Annotated in this window: 11 protein-coding genes; 6 read left to right on the top strand and 5 right to left on the bottom strand. The window is 49.9% G+C overall.

Going from position 1 to position 18,429, the window contains the following annotated elements; all coding sequences use genetic code 11:
- Window positions 1–2: 2 nt before the first annotated feature.
- The 3 genes from AB9P05_RS17095 to AB9P05_RS17085 form a co-directional block, all read right to left on the bottom strand.
- Window positions 3–7,730, bottom strand: a complete 7,728-nt coding sequence (locus AB9P05_RS17095) for a SpvB/TcaC N-terminal domain-containing protein (protein ID WP_371910049.1) — start codon at window positions 7,728–7,730, stop codon at window positions 3–5.
- 270 nt (window positions 7,731–8,000) lie between these two features.
- Window positions 8,001–9,311 carry an erythromycin esterase family protein gene (locus AB9P05_RS17090; protein WP_371910048.1) on the bottom strand — a complete coding sequence of 437 codons (1,311 nt, stop codon included), beginning with the start codon at window positions 9,309–9,311 and terminating at the stop codon, window positions 8,001–8,003.
- Window positions 9,312–9,945: 634 nt separating this feature from the next.
- Window positions 9,946–11,004 carry a class I SAM-dependent methyltransferase gene (locus tag AB9P05_RS17085; RefSeq protein WP_371910047.1) on the bottom strand — a complete coding sequence of 353 codons (1,059 nt, stop codon included), beginning with the start codon at window positions 11,002–11,004 and terminating at the stop codon, window positions 9,946–9,948.
- A gap of 217 nt (window positions 11,005–11,221) precedes the next feature.
- Between AB9P05_RS17085 and AB9P05_RS17080 the strand changes: the two genes are divergently transcribed.
- Window positions 11,222–12,616, top strand: a complete 1,395-nt coding sequence (locus AB9P05_RS17080) for an NAD-dependent succinate-semialdehyde dehydrogenase (protein WP_371910046.1) — start codon at window positions 11,222–11,224, stop codon at window positions 12,614–12,616.
- Window positions 12,617–12,633: 17 nt separating this feature from the next.
- Here the strand turns inward: AB9P05_RS17080 and AB9P05_RS17075 are convergent, their stop codons facing one another.
- Entirely contained in the window at window positions 12,634–13,080 is a 447-nt protein-coding gene (locus tag AB9P05_RS17075; protein WP_371910045.1) for a hypothetical protein, read from the bottom strand.
- A 190-nt stretch (window positions 13,081–13,270) separates the two neighbouring features.
- Here AB9P05_RS17075 and AB9P05_RS17070 point away from each other — a divergent pair, with 190 nt between their 5' ends.
- Window positions 13,271–14,038: an MBL fold metallo-hydrolase gene (locus AB9P05_RS17070; protein ID WP_371910044.1), complete on the top strand. Its 768-nt coding sequence runs from the start codon at window positions 13,271–13,273 to the stop codon at window positions 14,036–14,038.
- Here the strand turns inward: AB9P05_RS17070 and AB9P05_RS17065 are convergent.
- Window positions 14,035–14,901 (bottom strand): helix-turn-helix domain-containing protein, encoded by an 867-nt coding sequence (locus AB9P05_RS17065; RefSeq protein WP_371910043.1) that lies wholly within the window; start codon window positions 14,899–14,901, stop codon window positions 14,035–14,037. The two genes, AB9P05_RS17070 and AB9P05_RS17065, sit on opposite strands and share 4 nt — an antisense overlap.
- An 849-nt stretch (window positions 14,902–15,750) precedes the next feature.
- Between AB9P05_RS17065 and AB9P05_RS17060 the strand changes: the two genes are divergently transcribed.
- The 4 genes from AB9P05_RS17060 to AB9P05_RS17045 all read left to right on the top strand — a co-directional run bounded on the left by AB9P05_RS17060 (window position 15,751) and on the right by AB9P05_RS17045 (window position 18,426).
- On the top strand, window positions 15,751–16,437 hold the full coding sequence (locus AB9P05_RS17060) for an HAD family hydrolase (RefSeq protein WP_371910042.1): 687 nt from the start codon (window positions 15,751–15,753) through the stop codon (window positions 16,435–16,437).
- 17 nt (window positions 16,438–16,454) lie between these two features.
- On the top strand, window positions 16,455–17,138 hold the full coding sequence (locus tag AB9P05_RS17055; protein WP_371910041.1) for a DUF4159 domain-containing protein: 684 nt from the start codon (window positions 16,455–16,457) through the stop codon (window positions 17,136–17,138).
- Between the two features lie 76 nt (window positions 17,139–17,214).
- The gene (locus tag AB9P05_RS17050) at window positions 17,215–17,964 is read left to right on the top strand and encodes an acyl-CoA desaturase (protein WP_371910040.1); all 750 of its coding nucleotides are present in this window, start codon (window positions 17,215–17,217) and stop codon (window positions 17,962–17,964) included.
- A 141-nt stretch (window positions 17,965–18,105) separates the two neighbouring features.
- Entirely contained in the window at window positions 18,106–18,426 is a 321-nt protein-coding gene (locus AB9P05_RS17045; RefSeq protein ID WP_371910039.1) for a hypothetical protein, read from the top strand.
- Window positions 18,427–18,429 lie beyond the last annotated feature (3 nt).

Below are 18,429 nucleotides of genomic sequence, written 5' to 3'. Positions count from 1 at the left end.
ATTTATTGCATATAGCAAACCTGGGCTTCATCATCATAGTAGCCATACTCGGGCTCACAGGTCAGGGGTTCTTCTGAATACATAGGTCCAGAAGAATATGACTGACTATTATCTTCAGAGTAAGACTGATCATCCTCAGAATAGTACTCTTGTGAAGTCGACTGATTTATTTCAGGCTGAGATGAATATTGCGGCTCTTGAACAGGGCTAACTGCTGAAGCAGACGGCACTGGTTCCGAATATGAGCTTTCGGCATTTAAAGCACCCGTTGCATGGATTCCAGTAGTTGCTACAGCATCCAATGCATAAATACTCATTTGATTTACGGCAACGCCAGATGCTTCAAATGCTCCTGTCGCCAAATTTACACTTCCTGCCTCAGCAGTATAATAAGCCCCTGAAGCCCTTTGCCAAGCTGTCATCGGACCAACAACCGCCGGTGCCCTGAATGCCCCGGTTGCATGGGGTGCCACCTCGACGGCGGTAGTAGCCTGAGAGGGCAATAGGCCAGTTCGTACAGTGGTCATTAAGGGACCTGCCTCTCCAAGTGAGGAAGTTCCGGCATAGACTGTAGAAGAGCCAGTCCCTAATGTCTGACTAGATCTGATGGCAGCTGCTGCTTCCTGGGTAGTTACATGAACCAGGCTTTCTCCTGCAGGTACTCTGCTAGCTGCTACCAATCCCGGCGCCCTGGTAGCTGCTCCTGCACCGAGGGTTCCGACGATACCAATACCTGCATCTGTCAAATTAGCAGCACGGGGGCTCATACCTGCTGACTGTAAAACAGTTGATGTAACTGAATCCACATGCTCTCCCTCTTCCCCAAATGCAGTTCTAAGCCCAGATTGAATTGTATCCACTCCATGTAAGGCTACAGCAGTTCCCCCGACTGCACCAGCTACGCCTACTCCAGTCCATCCTGTAGCCACACCAGCAGCAGCAAGGGTTCCCCCAGCACCTACTTCAATTACGCCTCCAACTGCTTTTACAACTCCAAAAAATCTATCCCACCCATCAAGGCCATAAGGATCTACCATCCTCACAGGGTTTCCAGTTACATAGCTATATTTATTGATGCCATCCTGAATACCAGCGGGATCAGGCTTAAGCCACCTTCCCAGCCAGGGCATGTAGTAGCGGGCATTGTGATAGCTGAGTCCAGTCTCCTGGTCACGCTCCATGCCGGTATAGCGGTAGCGCTTTGCAGCGGCTCTTATGGTATTGCTTACGGCCTGGTAGGCTGTGGTACCGTATGGATGATACTCTTCATAGGATATGACTTCTCCGGCATGGTCGAGCTCCAGGTGTACTGAATTTGACCGGTTGCCTAGTTGGTAGCGGACGGTTTCTTCATCGGTGCCGTCATCTATTCCGTTCCGGGTATCGATCATGGCGATGCGGCCCTGGTCATCACTTATGTGCAGGGTGGTGCGTTCAAGTCCGGCATTAGTACCGGTGACTTTTGTATATATCTCGATATCGCCTACGTACAGTCGCTCATCCTTTACGGCAGGAGGATTATTTCCCACGGCCTGGTTTTCGGTGATCTTACGCACCCTCTTACCTGAACTGTTGTACACATAATAGGTGGTTTCCGGCTCAGTCCCTGTACATATCTGCTGGCTTGCAGTTTGTTGCAGTTCATCGCGGAAGTTCCACTCCATGTCCTGCAAATGGGGCATGTCGGTAATAAAGCCATGTGTGGGGTGGTGGTCATAGGTGTAGATGTGTGCGCCTACCTGGGTTTGGGTAAGCCGGTTTGTGTTAGCTTCGTAGCTGTAGGTACGGGTCCAGCTACCCCCGGTGGCTATATGGCGCATCTGGAGTATATTGCCGACCACGTCATAGGTGTAGCGCTGCGTGTAGTTGCGCCACTGCATGTCATTGTTAGGGCTGTATCTTCTCAGAAAGGGCAGATCGTTCCAGTTATCACACTGGTTATGATTTACCTGGGCTACATGCTCTTTGCCCTGCGCTTCGGTAAGGCGGTATAGGGCATCGTAGGTGTACCGGCTACGTGGCTCAATGATCTGGTTAGAAAAGAACCGGGTGGGTATGGCCCGGTCTTCGGTTTCGGTGATGTTGCCGACTGCATCGTAGGTGTAGTGCAGTTCCTGCAATAGTTCGTTATTCAGGCGACGTGAAGTGAGGCTGAGTAAGCGGAAGGTCCCGCGGTCATAGGCATATGTGGTCTTTACATCATTGCCGTATATAATTGCTTTACGCTGGTCTTTTTCATTGTAATCGATATCCTTTATGTAGGGAATGGTATTCCCATGGCGGGTGACCTCTACTCTATTCAGTTTTCCGCGCTCATTATATAGGTTGGCTACCTCACTCCCATCGGGATTTACTTTACTCACGACTCTTTTTAGGGCATCGTAGCTCATGATCGTTTCATGTCCGGGACCGGCCTGCAATGCGCTATCCGGATCGGCTATGCTCCAGTCGGGTATGGCTTTATAATCTTCTGCAAAGCGTCTAAACTGCCGGGTCAGGTTACCTTTCTGGTCGTACTCTACAGATTCCACCTTTCCGGCTGTATCGTAATGGTGCCAGACCTTTCCCCGGAGGCTGAGCTGCCGGTCATTGGCCTGCCCTTCACCATACATGAACTTTTCGAATACGTGATCTAAAGGCACCGGCCCGTCCCCTCCGGTTACACGCTTTTCAGTTTCACGGTGGAGGGCATCATAGCTGATCGTGATAACGTGATCCCGCTGATCAAGACTCCGTAAAAGCTTGCCGAGTGCATTAGAGAAAAACCATCTCTCACCCGCATCCATGCTGTCGCTATACACTCTGCCGCCGAGCATATTGTGGCGGTAGGTCATCACGGGGTTGCTACGGGCATCGGTTAGGGATAGGGTATTCCCTTCAATATCAAGTGCTATAGTGGTTCGAATAAACTCATCACTGTTGTCCGGTCGCTTGTTATGCGCTTCGGTCATTACAGGTCGGCCGAGGGTATCGAAATACACTACCGGAGGCGTACTGTCGTGAGCAGCGGCTTTAACGGCTGTGGCTTCCTCTTTGGCGGGGTCTTTCCCATCGGCTGTAAGTTCGGCATCTATCAGGCGGTTGAAGCGTTCATTATACCACTCACTTTGCAGGACCATGTCGTTCTGGTCCCATATTTCTTTTTTCCACGCATCGAAGTGAATTTCCTGAAGAGTCTTGTCAGGGAAAAGGGTGCGAATATGCCGGCCAAGGCTGTCATAGTAGAGGATAAAAGTCTGGCCAGTCTCTACGAGTTCGGGGGCATCTTCGTAGGCAGGGCTTACGGAAAAGTAGGGCTGGTACTGCTTCACCATATTGCCCTTATTGTTTAATACGGTGCGGCCATTGCCGAGCCAGCGTATGTCAGGTGAGGTATCTACGTCTATTATGTTGTAGGTACCATCTTCATTTACGGTTGTCTGCCTGGCTTCACCGGGTTCGGCTTTTACCTTGGTCATGGCCACATTGCCCATGCCATCCGTATATTCATAAGCTATCTGCAAGGCACTCTCCTCTCCGGCTCCCAGGCCGGCATGGTGGGTTTCGCGCATGATGCCGCAGGTGACGGCAGGCTTATGATTATTGGTCCAGGCGTGGAGATGGTACACATACCGACTGGAGGCTTGCCCTAAAAAGTTTCGGGCCTCCGTATGGATGAGGGAAGCATCGGACTGCTGGAAGTAGCTTTGAATGTCAGCCTCTTCGTCATCCGTCCACTCGTTCAGGCCGGAGAGGGTGTCGGCTAGTTGCATCTCAGCGGTTCCGTCCCCGTCCAGGTCTTTACCCAGCAGGGCGGTTGCCTTTACAAGGCCCAGCTCATCTACTACCACGCCGGTGAGGGTGTCATTAGGATCGCGCATCACCACAGGTGCCAGAATACGGAAGTTGTAAGCATCGGCCTGTGTGGTGTTGCCCAGTGGGTCTGTCAGGCTTTGATTCAGGAAATAGTAGGTCTTGTAATAGGTGACATGTATCTCTGAGCCGGCGGGGTCACGATAGCCCACCGGTTGCCAGAAGCGGTTCTGCAGGTCGGTTAGCGTCTCTCCCGCCTCCAGGTAGATGGTACGTCCGGACGGTACCCACCAGTTACTATCACCGTCAAAATGCTCATAGTGTCCCTCCGTATCCGGGTAGTTGGCATCGGGGATAAAGCCGGCGGGAAACAGGTCTGCCAGCATATCCGGTGTGTAGGCGAGGGCATAGCTTTGGTGTGTAATGGCCCTGGGCTGCAGTTCGCCGGGATTTAACGGTCCGCTGAGGTCATCGGCCAGGTACAGGGTATGGCTGTGTTCTATTTTCCGGCGCTCGGGGGCATTGGAATGGGACTGCAAATAGGGTATTTCAGTAGTGGCGGCCCCTAACACATCGCTAAACTCGGCTAAGGTATAAAACGCATCACTTTTGGGCAGATTTCTAATCTCAAACACCTCATTTTCACAGGGCATACGCAGCCGGTAGCTGTCCTCAAAGGCATTATCGACCTCCCGTGTGGCATCGTTGGTATAGGTGTTTCGTGTGAGGGTGATATGGGTTCGTGCCTGCTCGTCTCTGACTATCTGGGGCAGGCTCATATCAGGTGAAAAGCGGGCATAGGCTACGGAGGCAGCCAGTAGCACGTTGCCGTAGCGGTCCGTCTCCAGGTTAAGGGTGTGGCTTAGGCGGGGGTCGGTGATATCCTGCTCATAGCTTACCTGAAAGGCTTCGCTTTCAAGCACCTGGAAGCAGGCGTATTTATTTCCACCACGGGGTTGCTGCAGTATGATGCGGCAGTTGTGGGCGCCTACAGTGTAGGGCCGCATTTGACGGCGCAGCTCGTCATCGGTCGGGTTTTCAGGGTTTTCTGCCTTGAGGTCAAATACCTCGGTCCGCAGTACCATTCCTTTGCAGGCTCTGGATGCCTCACGATGCTCTTCCGCTATCAGTTTATGCAGTGCGTTACCGTCCTGTATGTGTTCGGCCTGAGTCTTTAAGGCATCAGGAAGGGCGGGTTCCAGGATAGCTCCCAGTTCACCGGGAAAGGCCTCCTCATAGCGGGCATGCCAGTACTCGCTTTCAAAGTGGGTAAGCACCTTGTTTTTGCGCGTAAATGCCCCTGTGTGGTACCATGTACGGGTAAGTACGGGGGGCTGAAAGGTGTCTTGGGACTGCTCGAGGCTGCTGTCCTGGTTTTGGTCTTTCCAGGTGGTATAGTGCTCGGAGTCTACCTGCTCTACCATGCCGAAGCCTCTGAACTCGCGCTCGTGGTGGTCGTAAAAGCCGTGGTGGTAGGTGTAGCGGGTGCTGAATCGTACGTTGGTGATGGCGTCTTCTACGGTAGAGCGCTCGACTACCTGCACGGGAAAGGGTAGTTTGGTGATCCAGGGGGTGCCGGCGAGCTTGTCTTTGAGGTAGAAGTGGGTGCTGCTACGATACTGCAGGGTGGTGCTCAGCCCCATGTTATTACGATAGGTGGTGAGCAGGTGGGGTTTGCGGCTGCCCATAAGGTCTATGTAGCGCAGGGGCCGGGTGCGATCACCGGGCAGGCTGCTGCTCCAAACGAGGCAGGTGGTGCCGGTGCCGAGGAGGTCGGTAGCCTGCAGATTGACCATATCATCTATGGGGAAGAAGGGCTCTATGACTTGTGCGTCGGACAGGCTATTACCGCCCTGGTTGATGTAGGCTTTGAAATGGCCGTGGCCTTTATAGATAATGTCGGTGGCGCCGGTGCCACTTACATCGGCGAGGTGGATGTGGGTGGAGTGGAAGCGATCCGGCAGGTCGAAGGTGGGCACATTGCTCATGATGACTTTGGCGCCAAAACGCCCGTAGCCCAGGTTAGGCCAGTAGCTAACCTCACTATTACGTATGCGCACTATGTCGGTAAGGCCGTCACCGCTCATATCTGCCAGCAGGATCTTATTGTGCTCATCGGCAAATACCACGGCAGGGCCATGGGTTTCATCCAGTGCTTTAAGGGCACGTGCATGGGCTTTATGGCCTTCCTTACCTTTACTTTGATAATAGGTAATGACGCGCTCTTCGGTCATGACGAGGTCGGGCTTTCCATCTCCGGTTATGTCCAGCATGCGTACATTGGGGTCGCTGATGTCGACATTGGCTATATCTCTTAGGGGTTGGAATGTCCGCCACTTACCGTCAGTGCCCATGCTGTAGTAGCCCTGCACACCGCCGTTTTGGGTGACCATCTCCTTCAGGCCATCGGAATCCAGGTCGGCAATGGTAATGGTGGAGCCCAGGCCGGTAAAACCGGGCTTGGGAGCAACAGGTCTGGTACTGCCGAATGTGACCCGGCCATCATCATCGGTATCACCCAGGTTATCTTTGTAGTACCATCCGCTTCCCTGCTCGGTGAGCAGGCCGTTGATGCCTTCACCGTACAGATCTATCCACTGGTAGTTGCCGCCTATTCCCTCCGGCAGGTTTTCCACTTCGGTGTGGCTTATCTGCTGTATATGGGTGTTCCATTCCAGGTGCCGGTAGTTCATAGAGAGCGGTGGCATGGATTTTTTACTGTAGCTGCCGTCGCCCTTGCGCACGTAGCCGCTGGCGACTACCTCTGACAAATAGCTTACCTCTGCCTGGCCTGATCCGTTTATGGAAGAGGGTATATAATCAAAAGCCAATGAGCGAACGAGGTAGTCATTGCCGAAGGGGGTGCCGTCATGGTTGGTTTCATCAGGGAAGTGGTGAAACATAAGCACGCGGTGGCAGAGGCGGTAGGTGCGTATCTCGAAGCCGCTGCGGTAACTGCTGAAGGGGTCTTCACGCACCGGCCAGGATGTAGTTTCAGCGGGTGTGGGGGTATCTGCATCATGCTCGCCATAGTCCAGTACCAGTTCGTAATAGCAGGTATCGTCGGCGGGAAGGGGGGGATCGTAAGGCAAAGAATGGTCCGGGGTATAAGGCTGGGCGTTGCCATATCTTATGTGCTTGAGGTAGCGATTGGCAAATAACTGCAGACCGCTAAGGCGGTGTATTTCGGACAGGCTCCGGGGCACCTGGTTCAGATCTTCGGCTTTATACCTGTACTGCATCCAGTTTCCTTTATCGTCATAGCTGAACTCGGGCAGCCAGGTGAATACCTTTCTATCGTCTTCGGGATGTGCAATGCGGGCATCAGGGGACCTTCCGTAAATGACTACGACATTCTTAGCTGAGGTAGCGCGCCAGTAGGTGCCATGAGCCGGGTGCCGGATCAGCTCAATACGGGAATGATCGGAGGTGATGCGTGGCCGGTAACGGGTGATGGCATAGTCGCCTTCGGTACGCTGGTCGGGTACCCAGTTGCCGGGACCATCTTCTACGAGGTAGGGGACGAGGTCTTCGGTGGCGGCCATCATGAATATGTCTTCACCAGCATATCGCGGTATGCCTTTATCGGTCTTCCGGCTTATCTGCGGCAAACCAAGGGACCAGCCGAGTCCGAAGGGGCTGTTGCCCCCTCCGCTGCTGTAGCTGAGGCTCAGAGAGGGACCAAAACTGTGGCGACCGGGCGTAATGGGAAAAGGAATACTGAGTGAAGCGGTGCCATTGGCAGCATTTACCTCGAACTTCTCGTCAATACCTTTGATAGCCCCGCCGCCTTTGGGCAGCTCTATCTTAGGCACAGAAATCTGGTTGCTCTCTGACGGAGCTTCTTTGGTGAGTGTGCCAATGGCGGTATGCTCGCTTATGTCCGGTAGCTTCTTCCCCTCTTCCCCTCCCGGCGTGGCATTGGAGGTGGTTTTCATACGGTGGTTTGGTTGTGGTTAGGTTGACTATAAGTTACGGAATCTGCTGCTAAGGCTTCAGAATAATATCAACTGAATTATTCTGAGTCTCTGCATATTTTACCTACACTTATCTCAAAGCGGGAGGTCTTTCCTCACTGATAGTCACTCATTTATGAATGGAAGGGGGAATGGTAACCCTATTATTAAGGATATATCATTTAAAGAAGCGGCAGCCGTTGTTCTATGTAGGAAAATGCTTTTACCAGCCAAGTGTGTATCATGCTTAGGTCACACTCCCCAGGGGTATGTTTCGGGTATTTTGGTGCCATCGGGATGTAGGTGGAGGGGGTGCAGGGCACGGGACTGTTCTATATGGATGAAGGCATCGTAGCGGTCGGGAATTACGCTTGGTACGTAGTTGCCGTGGGATTCCTGCTGCGGATGGTAAACAACACCTATGGCGCGATGGGGTATGGGGGTATGAAATGCCTCTTGGCGTACGAGGTCTTCACTCAGAATAAGTGAATCGGACCCTACTGCGTGGTGCAGCATGGCTTCCCAACTTCCGGCACGGCCGGGAGGCATTGTCATGGCCTGCATTGGGTCGCCCCATCGGCGGGAGGCTGTTACGGTACCTTCATAGGAGCCAAATCCTACTGCAAATACGTGTTCGCGGCCATACCTCTGTCTTACTAATTGTCCCACATTCACGAGGCCCTCGGCCTCCATATCGGTGGCGCGGGCATCGCCTATATGGCTGTTATGCTCCCAGATAATGGCTTTGGCTTTTACGCCGTGGAAGTCCATCAGCCGGTCGAGTGTATCGGTCATGTGATGGTCGCGTACATTCCAGGAATCGGGCCCGAAACCGATCATGGCGCGGTAGTATTTTTCTGCATTATGGATAATATGGGCATTCTGCTCGGTGCTTAATACGGCTTCAGGGTCATGGTTGTAGCCGGGGACGCGCTGCCGAATGGTTTGAAGGAGTTCTACTACATCCTGCTGGCAGGGGGCAGGTACTTCCTGGCGTGCTGCCCAGGCATATTTTTGTCCGTCACTTTGTTTGTAGGGTTCAAAACAGCGGATGAGGGAACGTACTTCCTGGGCTGCCTGGCGGTCTTCTTTATCGAGGTAGCCTATCATGGCTTCCATAGACTCCCACAGGCTATATACATCGAGGCCGTAAAATCCGGCCCGCTGGTTGGCTGGTCTGCCGTGATTAAAGCGGGCGAGCCAATTTACCAAGGCTACGATCTCCCAGTTGGCCCACATCCAGGCGGGCCAGCGGTCAAACTGCCTGAGGATATCCTGGGGGGGTGGGGGTTCTGAGGTATAGCCTTTTACATACCGGTTTACGTTGTAGCAGTCGGGCCAGTCTCCTTCCACGCCTATAAAGCTAAAGTCTTTTTCTGTGATAAGATGCCGGGTGATAAGCGAACGCCAGTGGTAATATTCATGCGTGCCGTGGGAGGCCTCACCGAGCAGGACTATGCGGGCGTCGCCTATGGCATGGAAGAGGGGTGACAGGTCCTTTGCCTGATTGAGTGGACGGGCTTGTTGTTTTAAAGAAGCTATGTGTTTTTGATCTATAGGCATTAGTTATTTAACCTGAACCATGGGTGGTTGTTGTAAGGGTTAGGTCTATGGGCTTGACGGCTGCAGATGATATTATTCTCCATCAGGTGAAAAATAGGTTAGGGGGTAAAGGGGGTTTCAATTATAAATTTCTCGTAATCGCTCACTCAATTGACTATCCCATAACCTACCCTTCCCAAAGGTGCATAGCCGTCAAGATAGGCATTGCTCTGTTGCTAATTAAATTCGTGGGAGCTTAGGCGGGGTGCCTATGGCACTCTGGGTTGCTTTGCCTTTTAGGCTAGAAAGGCGACGTCCCGAGGGGACTGGTAGTAGAATTTGCCATAACTGCCTGCTTTGAACATGCTGCAATGCTCTCCGCCAGTCGGACCATCGAAAGTCGGGCCACCGAAAGTCGGACCATCGAAAGTCGGACCTCTCCTATTACCACAGGAGAGGAATTTAATGCTTTACTCGAGGGCCATGCATACCGAGGGGTGTTTTTGGATATTTTATTGCCATCAGGATGTATATGGATTAGTGGTAGGGGGCGGAGACATCACAAAGCCCTCTGCTCACTTACCTCTTACCAGGTGATGGCTCCGATATTCAAAGACTATCCCTGGCTGTATTGGAAGCTCCCCTGAATGACCGCTTATTTTTCCGGCTTACTCACGAACACAAAATTGTCATGATAACGGCCTATATAGCTGCCTGGATACAGATTTTCCAGCCGGATATGCATACGCTCGTCGGTTATCTCTCCCTGAAAGGGCCTGAAAAGCTTTCTGAGGAAGTTTTTGCGGGTATACACGTAGAAGAAGAAGCGATTTGCCTGCCCCAGCAGAATTCTTGCCACTAGGTGAATGACATTTTTTCGCCGTGAGTCATCCATCTCCACACCCATAAGCTGAAACCCGCTTTTTTGAAGCATTTCCCGCATGGTGCGATGGGAGAAATAGGTTAAATGCTGGGTAGGGTTTACATAGTTCCAGTTTTTACCAAATAGCTTATAGGTAATAGAATCTACGGACATGGTGAGGATGAAGACAAGGGTACGTGGGTGACATATTTTTTTAATGCTCTGTAGGATAGAAGCGGGACTCCCTACGTGCTCTATAATATCCCACATGACAATGACGTCGAATTGATCTTCCGAACTAAAGTCGTCGGCATTCATACACCGCAAACGTTCCTCATCCAGGCCAAATACTTCGCGGCCTTTTCGTATTCTATCCGGACTAAGGTCTATACCTCTGGCATCATAGCCCCTCTGCAGGGCATCATGGACAAACTTGCCATCGCCACAGCCGAGGTCTAATAGCCTGATACCTTTGGTCTTTTTACCCGTATAATGCTGAATAATATCGAACTTCCACTGATAAAGGCCTGGATTATAGGAGGTGCTTTTCTGACCGGATTGAAACACATCAGGTTGAGAGGAGTCGAATAAATATGGGAAATTCTTCCAGTTTCCGCCTATGATACGATCGGATGAATAAACCTTTTGAAGCTCTCCGGGTGAGAAGCGGGGGTTGGTATATATAAGGCCGCAATTTGAACAGGTGACGATACGTTGCTCACCTGTCATCTGCTCTCTGTCAGGTACATTACGGGCATACCGGTAGTATCGCATGTTACTTTCTACGACATTAATACGGTAAGTGATGGTAGATTGATCACTATCGCACAAATCACAAGGTACCTCTTCCATGACTGGTCAATTATCTTAATTCTACATTCGAATCTGCAATTTAACAGGTAAGCGTGCAGGTAAAAAGGTCTTTACTGATATCGTTACTTTTCTCAGGAATGGGAAGAAAGCATTAGCTAAGATTTTCAGTCCCGGCTCATTTTTAAAATCCAACAAAATAACAACCATCTGTCATCCAGTGGGTTAACTACATATTTGAACGACTAAAACTTTTAGAATGGCTGAAACGATAGAAATAGAGTCTATACAAACGATAAATCCGGCTACGGGCGAAGAGATCAAAGCTTACCCTAAAATGACGAATGAGCAGATGGATGATGCTATCCGTCGCTGTCATGAGGCTTACCTGGAGTGGCGCCTGAAATCTCCGGAAGAAAGAGCAAAGATAATAGGCGCTATAGGCGAAAAGCTGCAGGAGCGTAAGGAGGATTTGAAGGAACTGATGACCCGGGAGATGGGCAAGCTGCTTAAACAGGGTGAACAGGAACTCGAGCTTTGTTCGGCAATATGTAAATGGACGGCTGAAAATGGCCCTGACAATCTGAAAAGTGAGGAAAGGGAACTACCCAATGGTGGCAAAGGCATCATTACCCACTCGCCTATCGGGGTGATCTATGGGATTCAACCATGGAACTTCCCCTGCTATCAGGTGATTCGCTACGCTGTCGCTAATCTTATGGCAGGTAATGGCGTACTGCTAAAGCATGCAGAATCGGTTACGGGATCAGGCTTACTGCTGGAGCAACTATTTAGCGAAGCGGGGGTCCCCAAGCACTTATTCACTGTCTTAATTATAGACCATGACCAATCGGACAAGGTGATAGATCATGAGCTGGTACGTGGGGTAACGCTGACGGGCAGCCCGGATGCTGGCAGGATCATCGCTCAGAAAGCGGGTGAAAAGCTTAAAAAGACGGTGTTGGAATTAGGGTCTAATGATGCTTACCTGGTATTGGAGGATGCGGATGTGGACCGTGCGGTGAAATACTGCGTGCAGGGCCGTATCTATAATAACGGGGAGACGTGTGTGGCGGCTAAGCGATTTGTGGTGACGGATAAGGTTTATGACAAATTCCGCGATGCCTTTGTGAAACAAATGAAGGCTGTTACGTACGGAGACCCCACGGGAGATGATGCGCAAATAGGCCCTATGGCAAGGAAAGACCTCAGGGAAAAGCTGCATGAGCAGGTGGAAGAAAGTGTAAAGAACGGGGCCAAAATACTGTGCGGTGGTGAAGTACCGGACGGCCGGGGTTACTACTATCCGGCGACTGTGCTTGAGGATGTGAAACCTGGCCAACCGGCTTATGAAGATGAGCTTTTCGGACCGGTAGCTTCTCTGATCCGTGCCAAGGATGATGAGGATGCTATGCGCATAGCTAATGATAGCCGCTTCGGACTGGGGGGAGGAATCTTCTCAGAAAATAAGGAAAAGGCTGTTGAGCTGGCCACCCAGTATTTTGATACGGGTATGGTATTTATCAACGGCTTTGGCCTGGCACAACCGAACATGCCCTTCGGCGGAGTGAAAAACTCTGGCTACGGCCGTGAGCATGGCGGTTTCGGGCTTAAGGAATTTGTGAATGAGAAGGCGGTGATGGTGATGAACTAATCTCGCGATCACTAGTATTATATGCCATTCGTATACTGTACGGATGGCATTTTTTTATGCATAATCTTTTTTAGACAGAGGGTAGGGCGGGCGTGTATTTTTTGAAAAGGGAGTAATAGACAGTACATGCGCCTGCTATGGCTGCACCGGCGATCAAACAGGCGACTGACAGGGGTACTTATTCCTAAAATGGAGTCTATGTATTGTATTATATGGGAACGGCTGATTAAGAGGCAAAGGATAACTATTATGAGCAGGTTAAGTCCGTTAATTTTTCGAAAAAGGCTAATAAGGAGCACCAGCACACACCCGATGAGCATGCCTGTAAAAGGGGCGAGGGAGAGGGTGACCTGCAAGTGATAGACTTTATGCAAAAGGGTTTCACCAAGCCACTCATAGGATGTCCAGTCAAGGGCCTCTATATCACCATGAAAATTTTGAAACAGGGGTAAGAAACAGATCATAACGAGCAATCAGGCGCTTACCCCTAAGAGGATAGCTCCAATGAGGCTATTGATAATAAAAACAGGTTTAATCTTATCTCTCATATATTTTACCTCCACTGAGGTGATATCATGCTTTAAGGTATTGACCGAAATCAATGGATTGAGCTTTTTATATAGCGATCTTTGGCCCGCAAACAAGAAATTAAATATGCTACGTATTCACCACATCCGCAACGCGACAATGGCGATAGAGACTGAAAAAGAGGTAATACTCGTGGACCCGATGCTGGGGCCGGCGGGTTCTTTCCCTCCTTTTACTTTTATCAGACACAAGCCAAGGAAAAACCCTGTCGTACCATTTCCGGAGGATAGCCGGAAGGTATTGGATAAGGTGACTCATTGCCTGATAACGCACAGGCATATAGATCACCTGGATGGTGAGGGGGAGGCATTCCTGAAGAAGCGTGCTATCCCGGTGACGTGTAGTGTGAAGGATGAGGAGCTGTTCCGTAAAAAGGGGCTGAACGTGACACAAGCACTTGCCTACCGGAAGCCTGCGGCTTACCTGGGAGGTACAATAGAAGGAATACCGGCCCGGCACGGGTATGGTATAGTATATAAAATGATGGGAAATGTGATGGGTTTTTTGATAAGGTTACCCGGACAGCCGTCTATTTACGTTAGCTCGGATACGATCTACACGGATGAGGTAAAAAGGGTATTGGAGGAAGAAAGGCCTGATATAAGTGTGGTGGCGGCAGGCGGCGCACGGATGGATATACTACAGCCTCTGCTGATGAGAAAAGAGGATGTGATTCGTTTTGTGAGGGATGCGCCCGGTAAGGTGATCGCTAACCACCTGGAAGCGGTTAATCACTGCCCGGTAAGCCGGGAGGAACTTGGGGGAGACCTGAACAGGATGGGCCTGCATGGTAAAGCACTGATACCGGCGGATGGGGAAATAATGAGGTTTTAAGAAGCGGCATGTTCACCCACAAAGGCAGGGTCTGCCTTTGTAGGGGTAACTTTTTCAGAAGCTTTGAACAGGAGTATGATACCGGCTATCTCGGCTGGCACTAAAAGGAAAAGGCCGGGAATAGAAAGAAATACGGTAATAAAACAAAAGGCTACCAGTAATTCGAACCCTCCGGAGAGGTAGGCTACGGGTCCAAGGGGCCTGCTTAGCTTAAGCACACCAAAGGCGAAAACGAAGCCTACGGTACCAAGGGCTACAGAGGCGCCGGCCATAAAGAAGTCATACCCGAGGGGGTCGTATACGATAGATATGGCATCGTAGCCGAGCAAAAATATATTCAGAAAGATGAACATGAGGGCGCCGACTCGCAGCAGGGTATTATTATACAGCTTGCCTGCCACAAAAAAGCCGCGCATAAATACGACATAGGTGCCTAATACCAGTAGTTTGATGGTTATGTAGCCATACTCACCCAGAAACAGGGTGCCGTGGGTCATCCTGAAAAAATCGGCGGTACTTTCTACGAACCCGAACACAAAATAAATGACTCCAAAAACCCATGCGTAGTGCAACTGCCTTCCGAGGAAGCTTTTGGCTCTGTCGGGGTTTACTCCTGTCAGGAATACCTTTCGCCACCCTACGGGGGTCTCTTCTTGGGGCTCTTGATCATTAAAGTCTTCGAGGCCGGCGTTCATCGCGCCGAGTATTGTTTTTATTGTATAACTCCGGGGGGTAACTTCACCGGACTCGATGCGCTGAATGGTCCTGACACTGACATTGCATTTCTCTACTAATTCCTCCTGGGTAAGTCCCTGAGACTTTCGCAGGTCGGCTATTCTTCTTCCTAATTCAGGCTGTTTCATGGTGCATTAAAGTTAAGTAAATTTTCACATTATGAGGAAGCGTCTGTGCCTGGCCAGCCTGTGTGATAATACACTGGCTAATAGAAGGGCGGGCGGTTTGCGCTTGGAGAAATAAAGGTTGTGTATTGCGGGCTCCCCTCCAAAAAAAGAGGCTGTACTTCACCCGACATTTACCCGACATTGTACGAATGCGGGCAGTACGGGGGATTTTAAGTGTCGGGAAGGGGGATGGATGGCAATGAGAATTTTACGTTTATAATGGTAGGGGAAAGTGGTACGCACTGTTATTCCGAGCAAATACGCTTACCCTACTGAGGTCATGTTATGGGGAGGTGACGGGTGCGGCTGAGGTGTAAGCTGAGCCAAAAAAAATATTCCAGGCAAATCAATGGGGCAGCATGTGAGCCCCTTCTGTGTTTCCGGGTATATGTAAGGGATTAAGTATGCAGGGCCGCAGCACCCGGGCAAGCCCCCGGAGACATCTCTGCAAGCAGCCTTTCTTAAAATAGTCCTACCCAAGGATATAAGCTAAAGGGCCGTACCCTGACTATACTTAAGCTACAGGAAGCCTATACTCGTAACGGAGAAGCAACGGAGAAACCTCGGAGAAACGACGGAAGAATGATGCTCTACTGTGGAAGAACGGACGCGCTGAAGGGAAAGGCAAGATAACAGAAAAATACAACAAATATGTGTGAAGCGGGTTGCAATGGTGCCTTAGGATAGAAAAGGAGGTGGTGTGAGTGTTAAGGCTTGTGAGCTTTATGATAGGTAATGAATTTAAAGGCTTAGTTTCTCAAAAAAACGACTTATCGCTTACCCTTTTAGTGAGATTTTATTACTTGCAGCATGGATAAGATCGGTGTGATATTTGACATGGATGGTGTAATTGTGGACAACCACCTTTATCACCGTAAGAGTTGGCGAACTTTTGCAGAAAAGCACGGAAAGACAATATCTGACCAGGAGTACAATGAGAAGATGAATGGCCGGACGGTAGCTGAGGTGGTTAAGGTGGTGTTTGGCGAAGCTGTGCCTGCTGAAAAGGTCAAGCAATACTCTGATGAAAAAGAAGCGCTGTACCGTGAACTTTACGGCCCTCACCTGGAGCCGGTGCCTGGTATCGTGGCATTTCTGAAGCTACTGAGGGAGAAGGGCATACCTACGGCCGTGGCTACTTCAGCCCCTACGGATAATGTGGTGTTTACTCTCGATGGACTGGATCTGCGCCAGTACTTTGACAGCATTTTGGATGACAGGGCTGTAACTAAGGGCAAACCTCACCCTCAGATCTATGAAAAGTCTGTGGCAGCTCTGGGGCTTTCTCCTGAGCAGTGTGTGGTATTTGAAGATGCACTAGCGGGAATGGAGGCAGCAAGGGGTGCAGGGACTGCGGTAATTGCTTTGGCTACTACTCATCCGGCTGATGAACTAAGCCATGCGGATGAGGTAATCAGTGATTTTAAGGGAATAGGGGTAGATTTTGTAAAAAAAGTAATCGAAAACAACTCAAACAGAACCGGTAGCAGCCGCTGAACGTTATATTCGCTGACATGAAAAGCCAGAAAAACCAAATCCTCACTAAAACCTTGTTCCTGTGCATTTGCCTGGGCAGTCTGTTAGCTGCCGGTCATGCGATGGGTCAGGTGCGGATCGCCAAACTTAAGTATAATGGCGGGGGTGACTGGTATGCGAATAAGACGAGCCTGCCAAATCTCATTGCTTTTTGTAATGAAAACCTGAATACTTCCATCCACCCGGAAGAGGATGTGGTGGAAGTGGGCAGCGAGGAGCTGTTTCTCTACCCTTTTGTGCATATGACGGGCCATGGCAACGTGGTTTTCAGCAGCCAGGAAGCAGAGAATCTTCGTAACTATTTAGTAGCCGGCGGCTTTCTGCACATTGACGATAATTACGGCCTGGATAAATTTGTCCGGCTGGAAATGAAGAAGGTGTTTCCGGAACTGGAATTTGTGGAAATACCTTTTGACCACCCTATATATCATCAGAAATACAACTTTGACAATGGCCTGCCTAAAATTCATGAGCATGACGGAAAACCTGCACAGGGTTACGGGCTCATATATGAGGGGCGGCTGGTATGTTTCTATTCCGTAGAGAGTGATCTTGGCGATGGCTGGGAGGACCCTTCGGTTCATAACGACCCTGAAGATGTACGGCAAACAGCCCTTAGAATGGGGGCAAATTTGGTTGCTTATGCTTTTATTATTCAGTAAAAGGCATTTTCATTGGCGATTAGGGTTGAGAATTTAAGAAAAGAATTATTTTTACGGCTTAACAAATATTTTATCTGTGGTAATCATCATCTTTTTCCTTTTGCACTGGTACCTGTCTCTGTTTTGTCAGAGCTTCTTTCTGCATAGGTACGCAGCTCACAAAATGTTTACGATGACACGTAACTGGGAGCGCTTTTTCTACATGTTCACCTATGCCTGCCAGGGCAGCAGCTACCTGAGCCCCAGGGCTTATGCTATCCTGCACCGGATGCATCATGCCTACAGCGATACTGAAAAAGACCCACATAGTCCTCACCATGCCAAGAACCTCTTTGACATGATGTGGAAGACTAAAAACATTTACAATGCTTACCTTCATGAGAAGGACAAGGCTGAGCCTCGCTTCCTTAAGAATGTTCCTGACTGGAAGAAGATGGACCGCGTGGGCGGGTCTTATGTAAGCCGTATCCTGTGGGGTACCTTATATGTAGCTATCTACTTCTTCAGCATTACGGTCTTTGAACTACCTTACACACACTGGGCCATGTACTTCTTATTGCCTATCCACTTCCTGATGGGCCCTATTCATGGTGCTATTGTAAACTGGAGCGGGCATAAATACGGGTACTCTAACTTTGATAATAAGGATAAGAGCCGTAATAGCCTGATACTGGATATACTGATGCTAGGTGAACTGTTCCAGAACAACCACCATAAGCTTCCCAGTCGTCCTAATTTTGCTGTGAAATGGTTCGAATTTGACCCTACTTATCCTGTCGTTCGTATTCTTCACGTATTCCGGATAATACGGCTTCAGAAGGCATAAAGGAGCTATTAAGCTCTTAATCAGGGCCTTGCCCTACGGACTAACCCCGGGCTTCTCAAAACAATTTTGGGAGGTCCGGGGTTATTTGTTTGTAATAGGAGCCTAATTAACGATTTGATAATCAATCATTTAATGAGCGCAATGAGACTTATATATTCATATAAAAAGAAATTTTTGATGATGCTGCCTGCCATGGTATTTGCCTTTTGGGCAGTAGCCTGCAATGATGTGGAGGATAAAGCTGTGTATGAGCAGGACGGAGACTTGCACACTGAATATGAGACGATGAACGAGGAGCCGCACTATCAGAAAACGGAGTCAGAATATACTCCCTTTGATGATAGTAATACGGCAAAGGGTGGTGAGTCGGTCAACGAGGAACTGGTGGATGAAGACGGCAGTGAAATGGAGAGTTCTACAGGAACGGAGCCAACTGCTACGAGTGAAGAAGATGATAATTAAGAA

It is taken from the genome of Roseivirga sp. BDSF3-8, from assembly GCF_041449215.1.
GTDB lineage: Bacteria > Bacteroidota > Bacteroidia > Cytophagales > Cyclobacteriaceae > JBGNFV01.
This window is presented reverse-complemented; position numbering and strand designations above follow the sequence as displayed.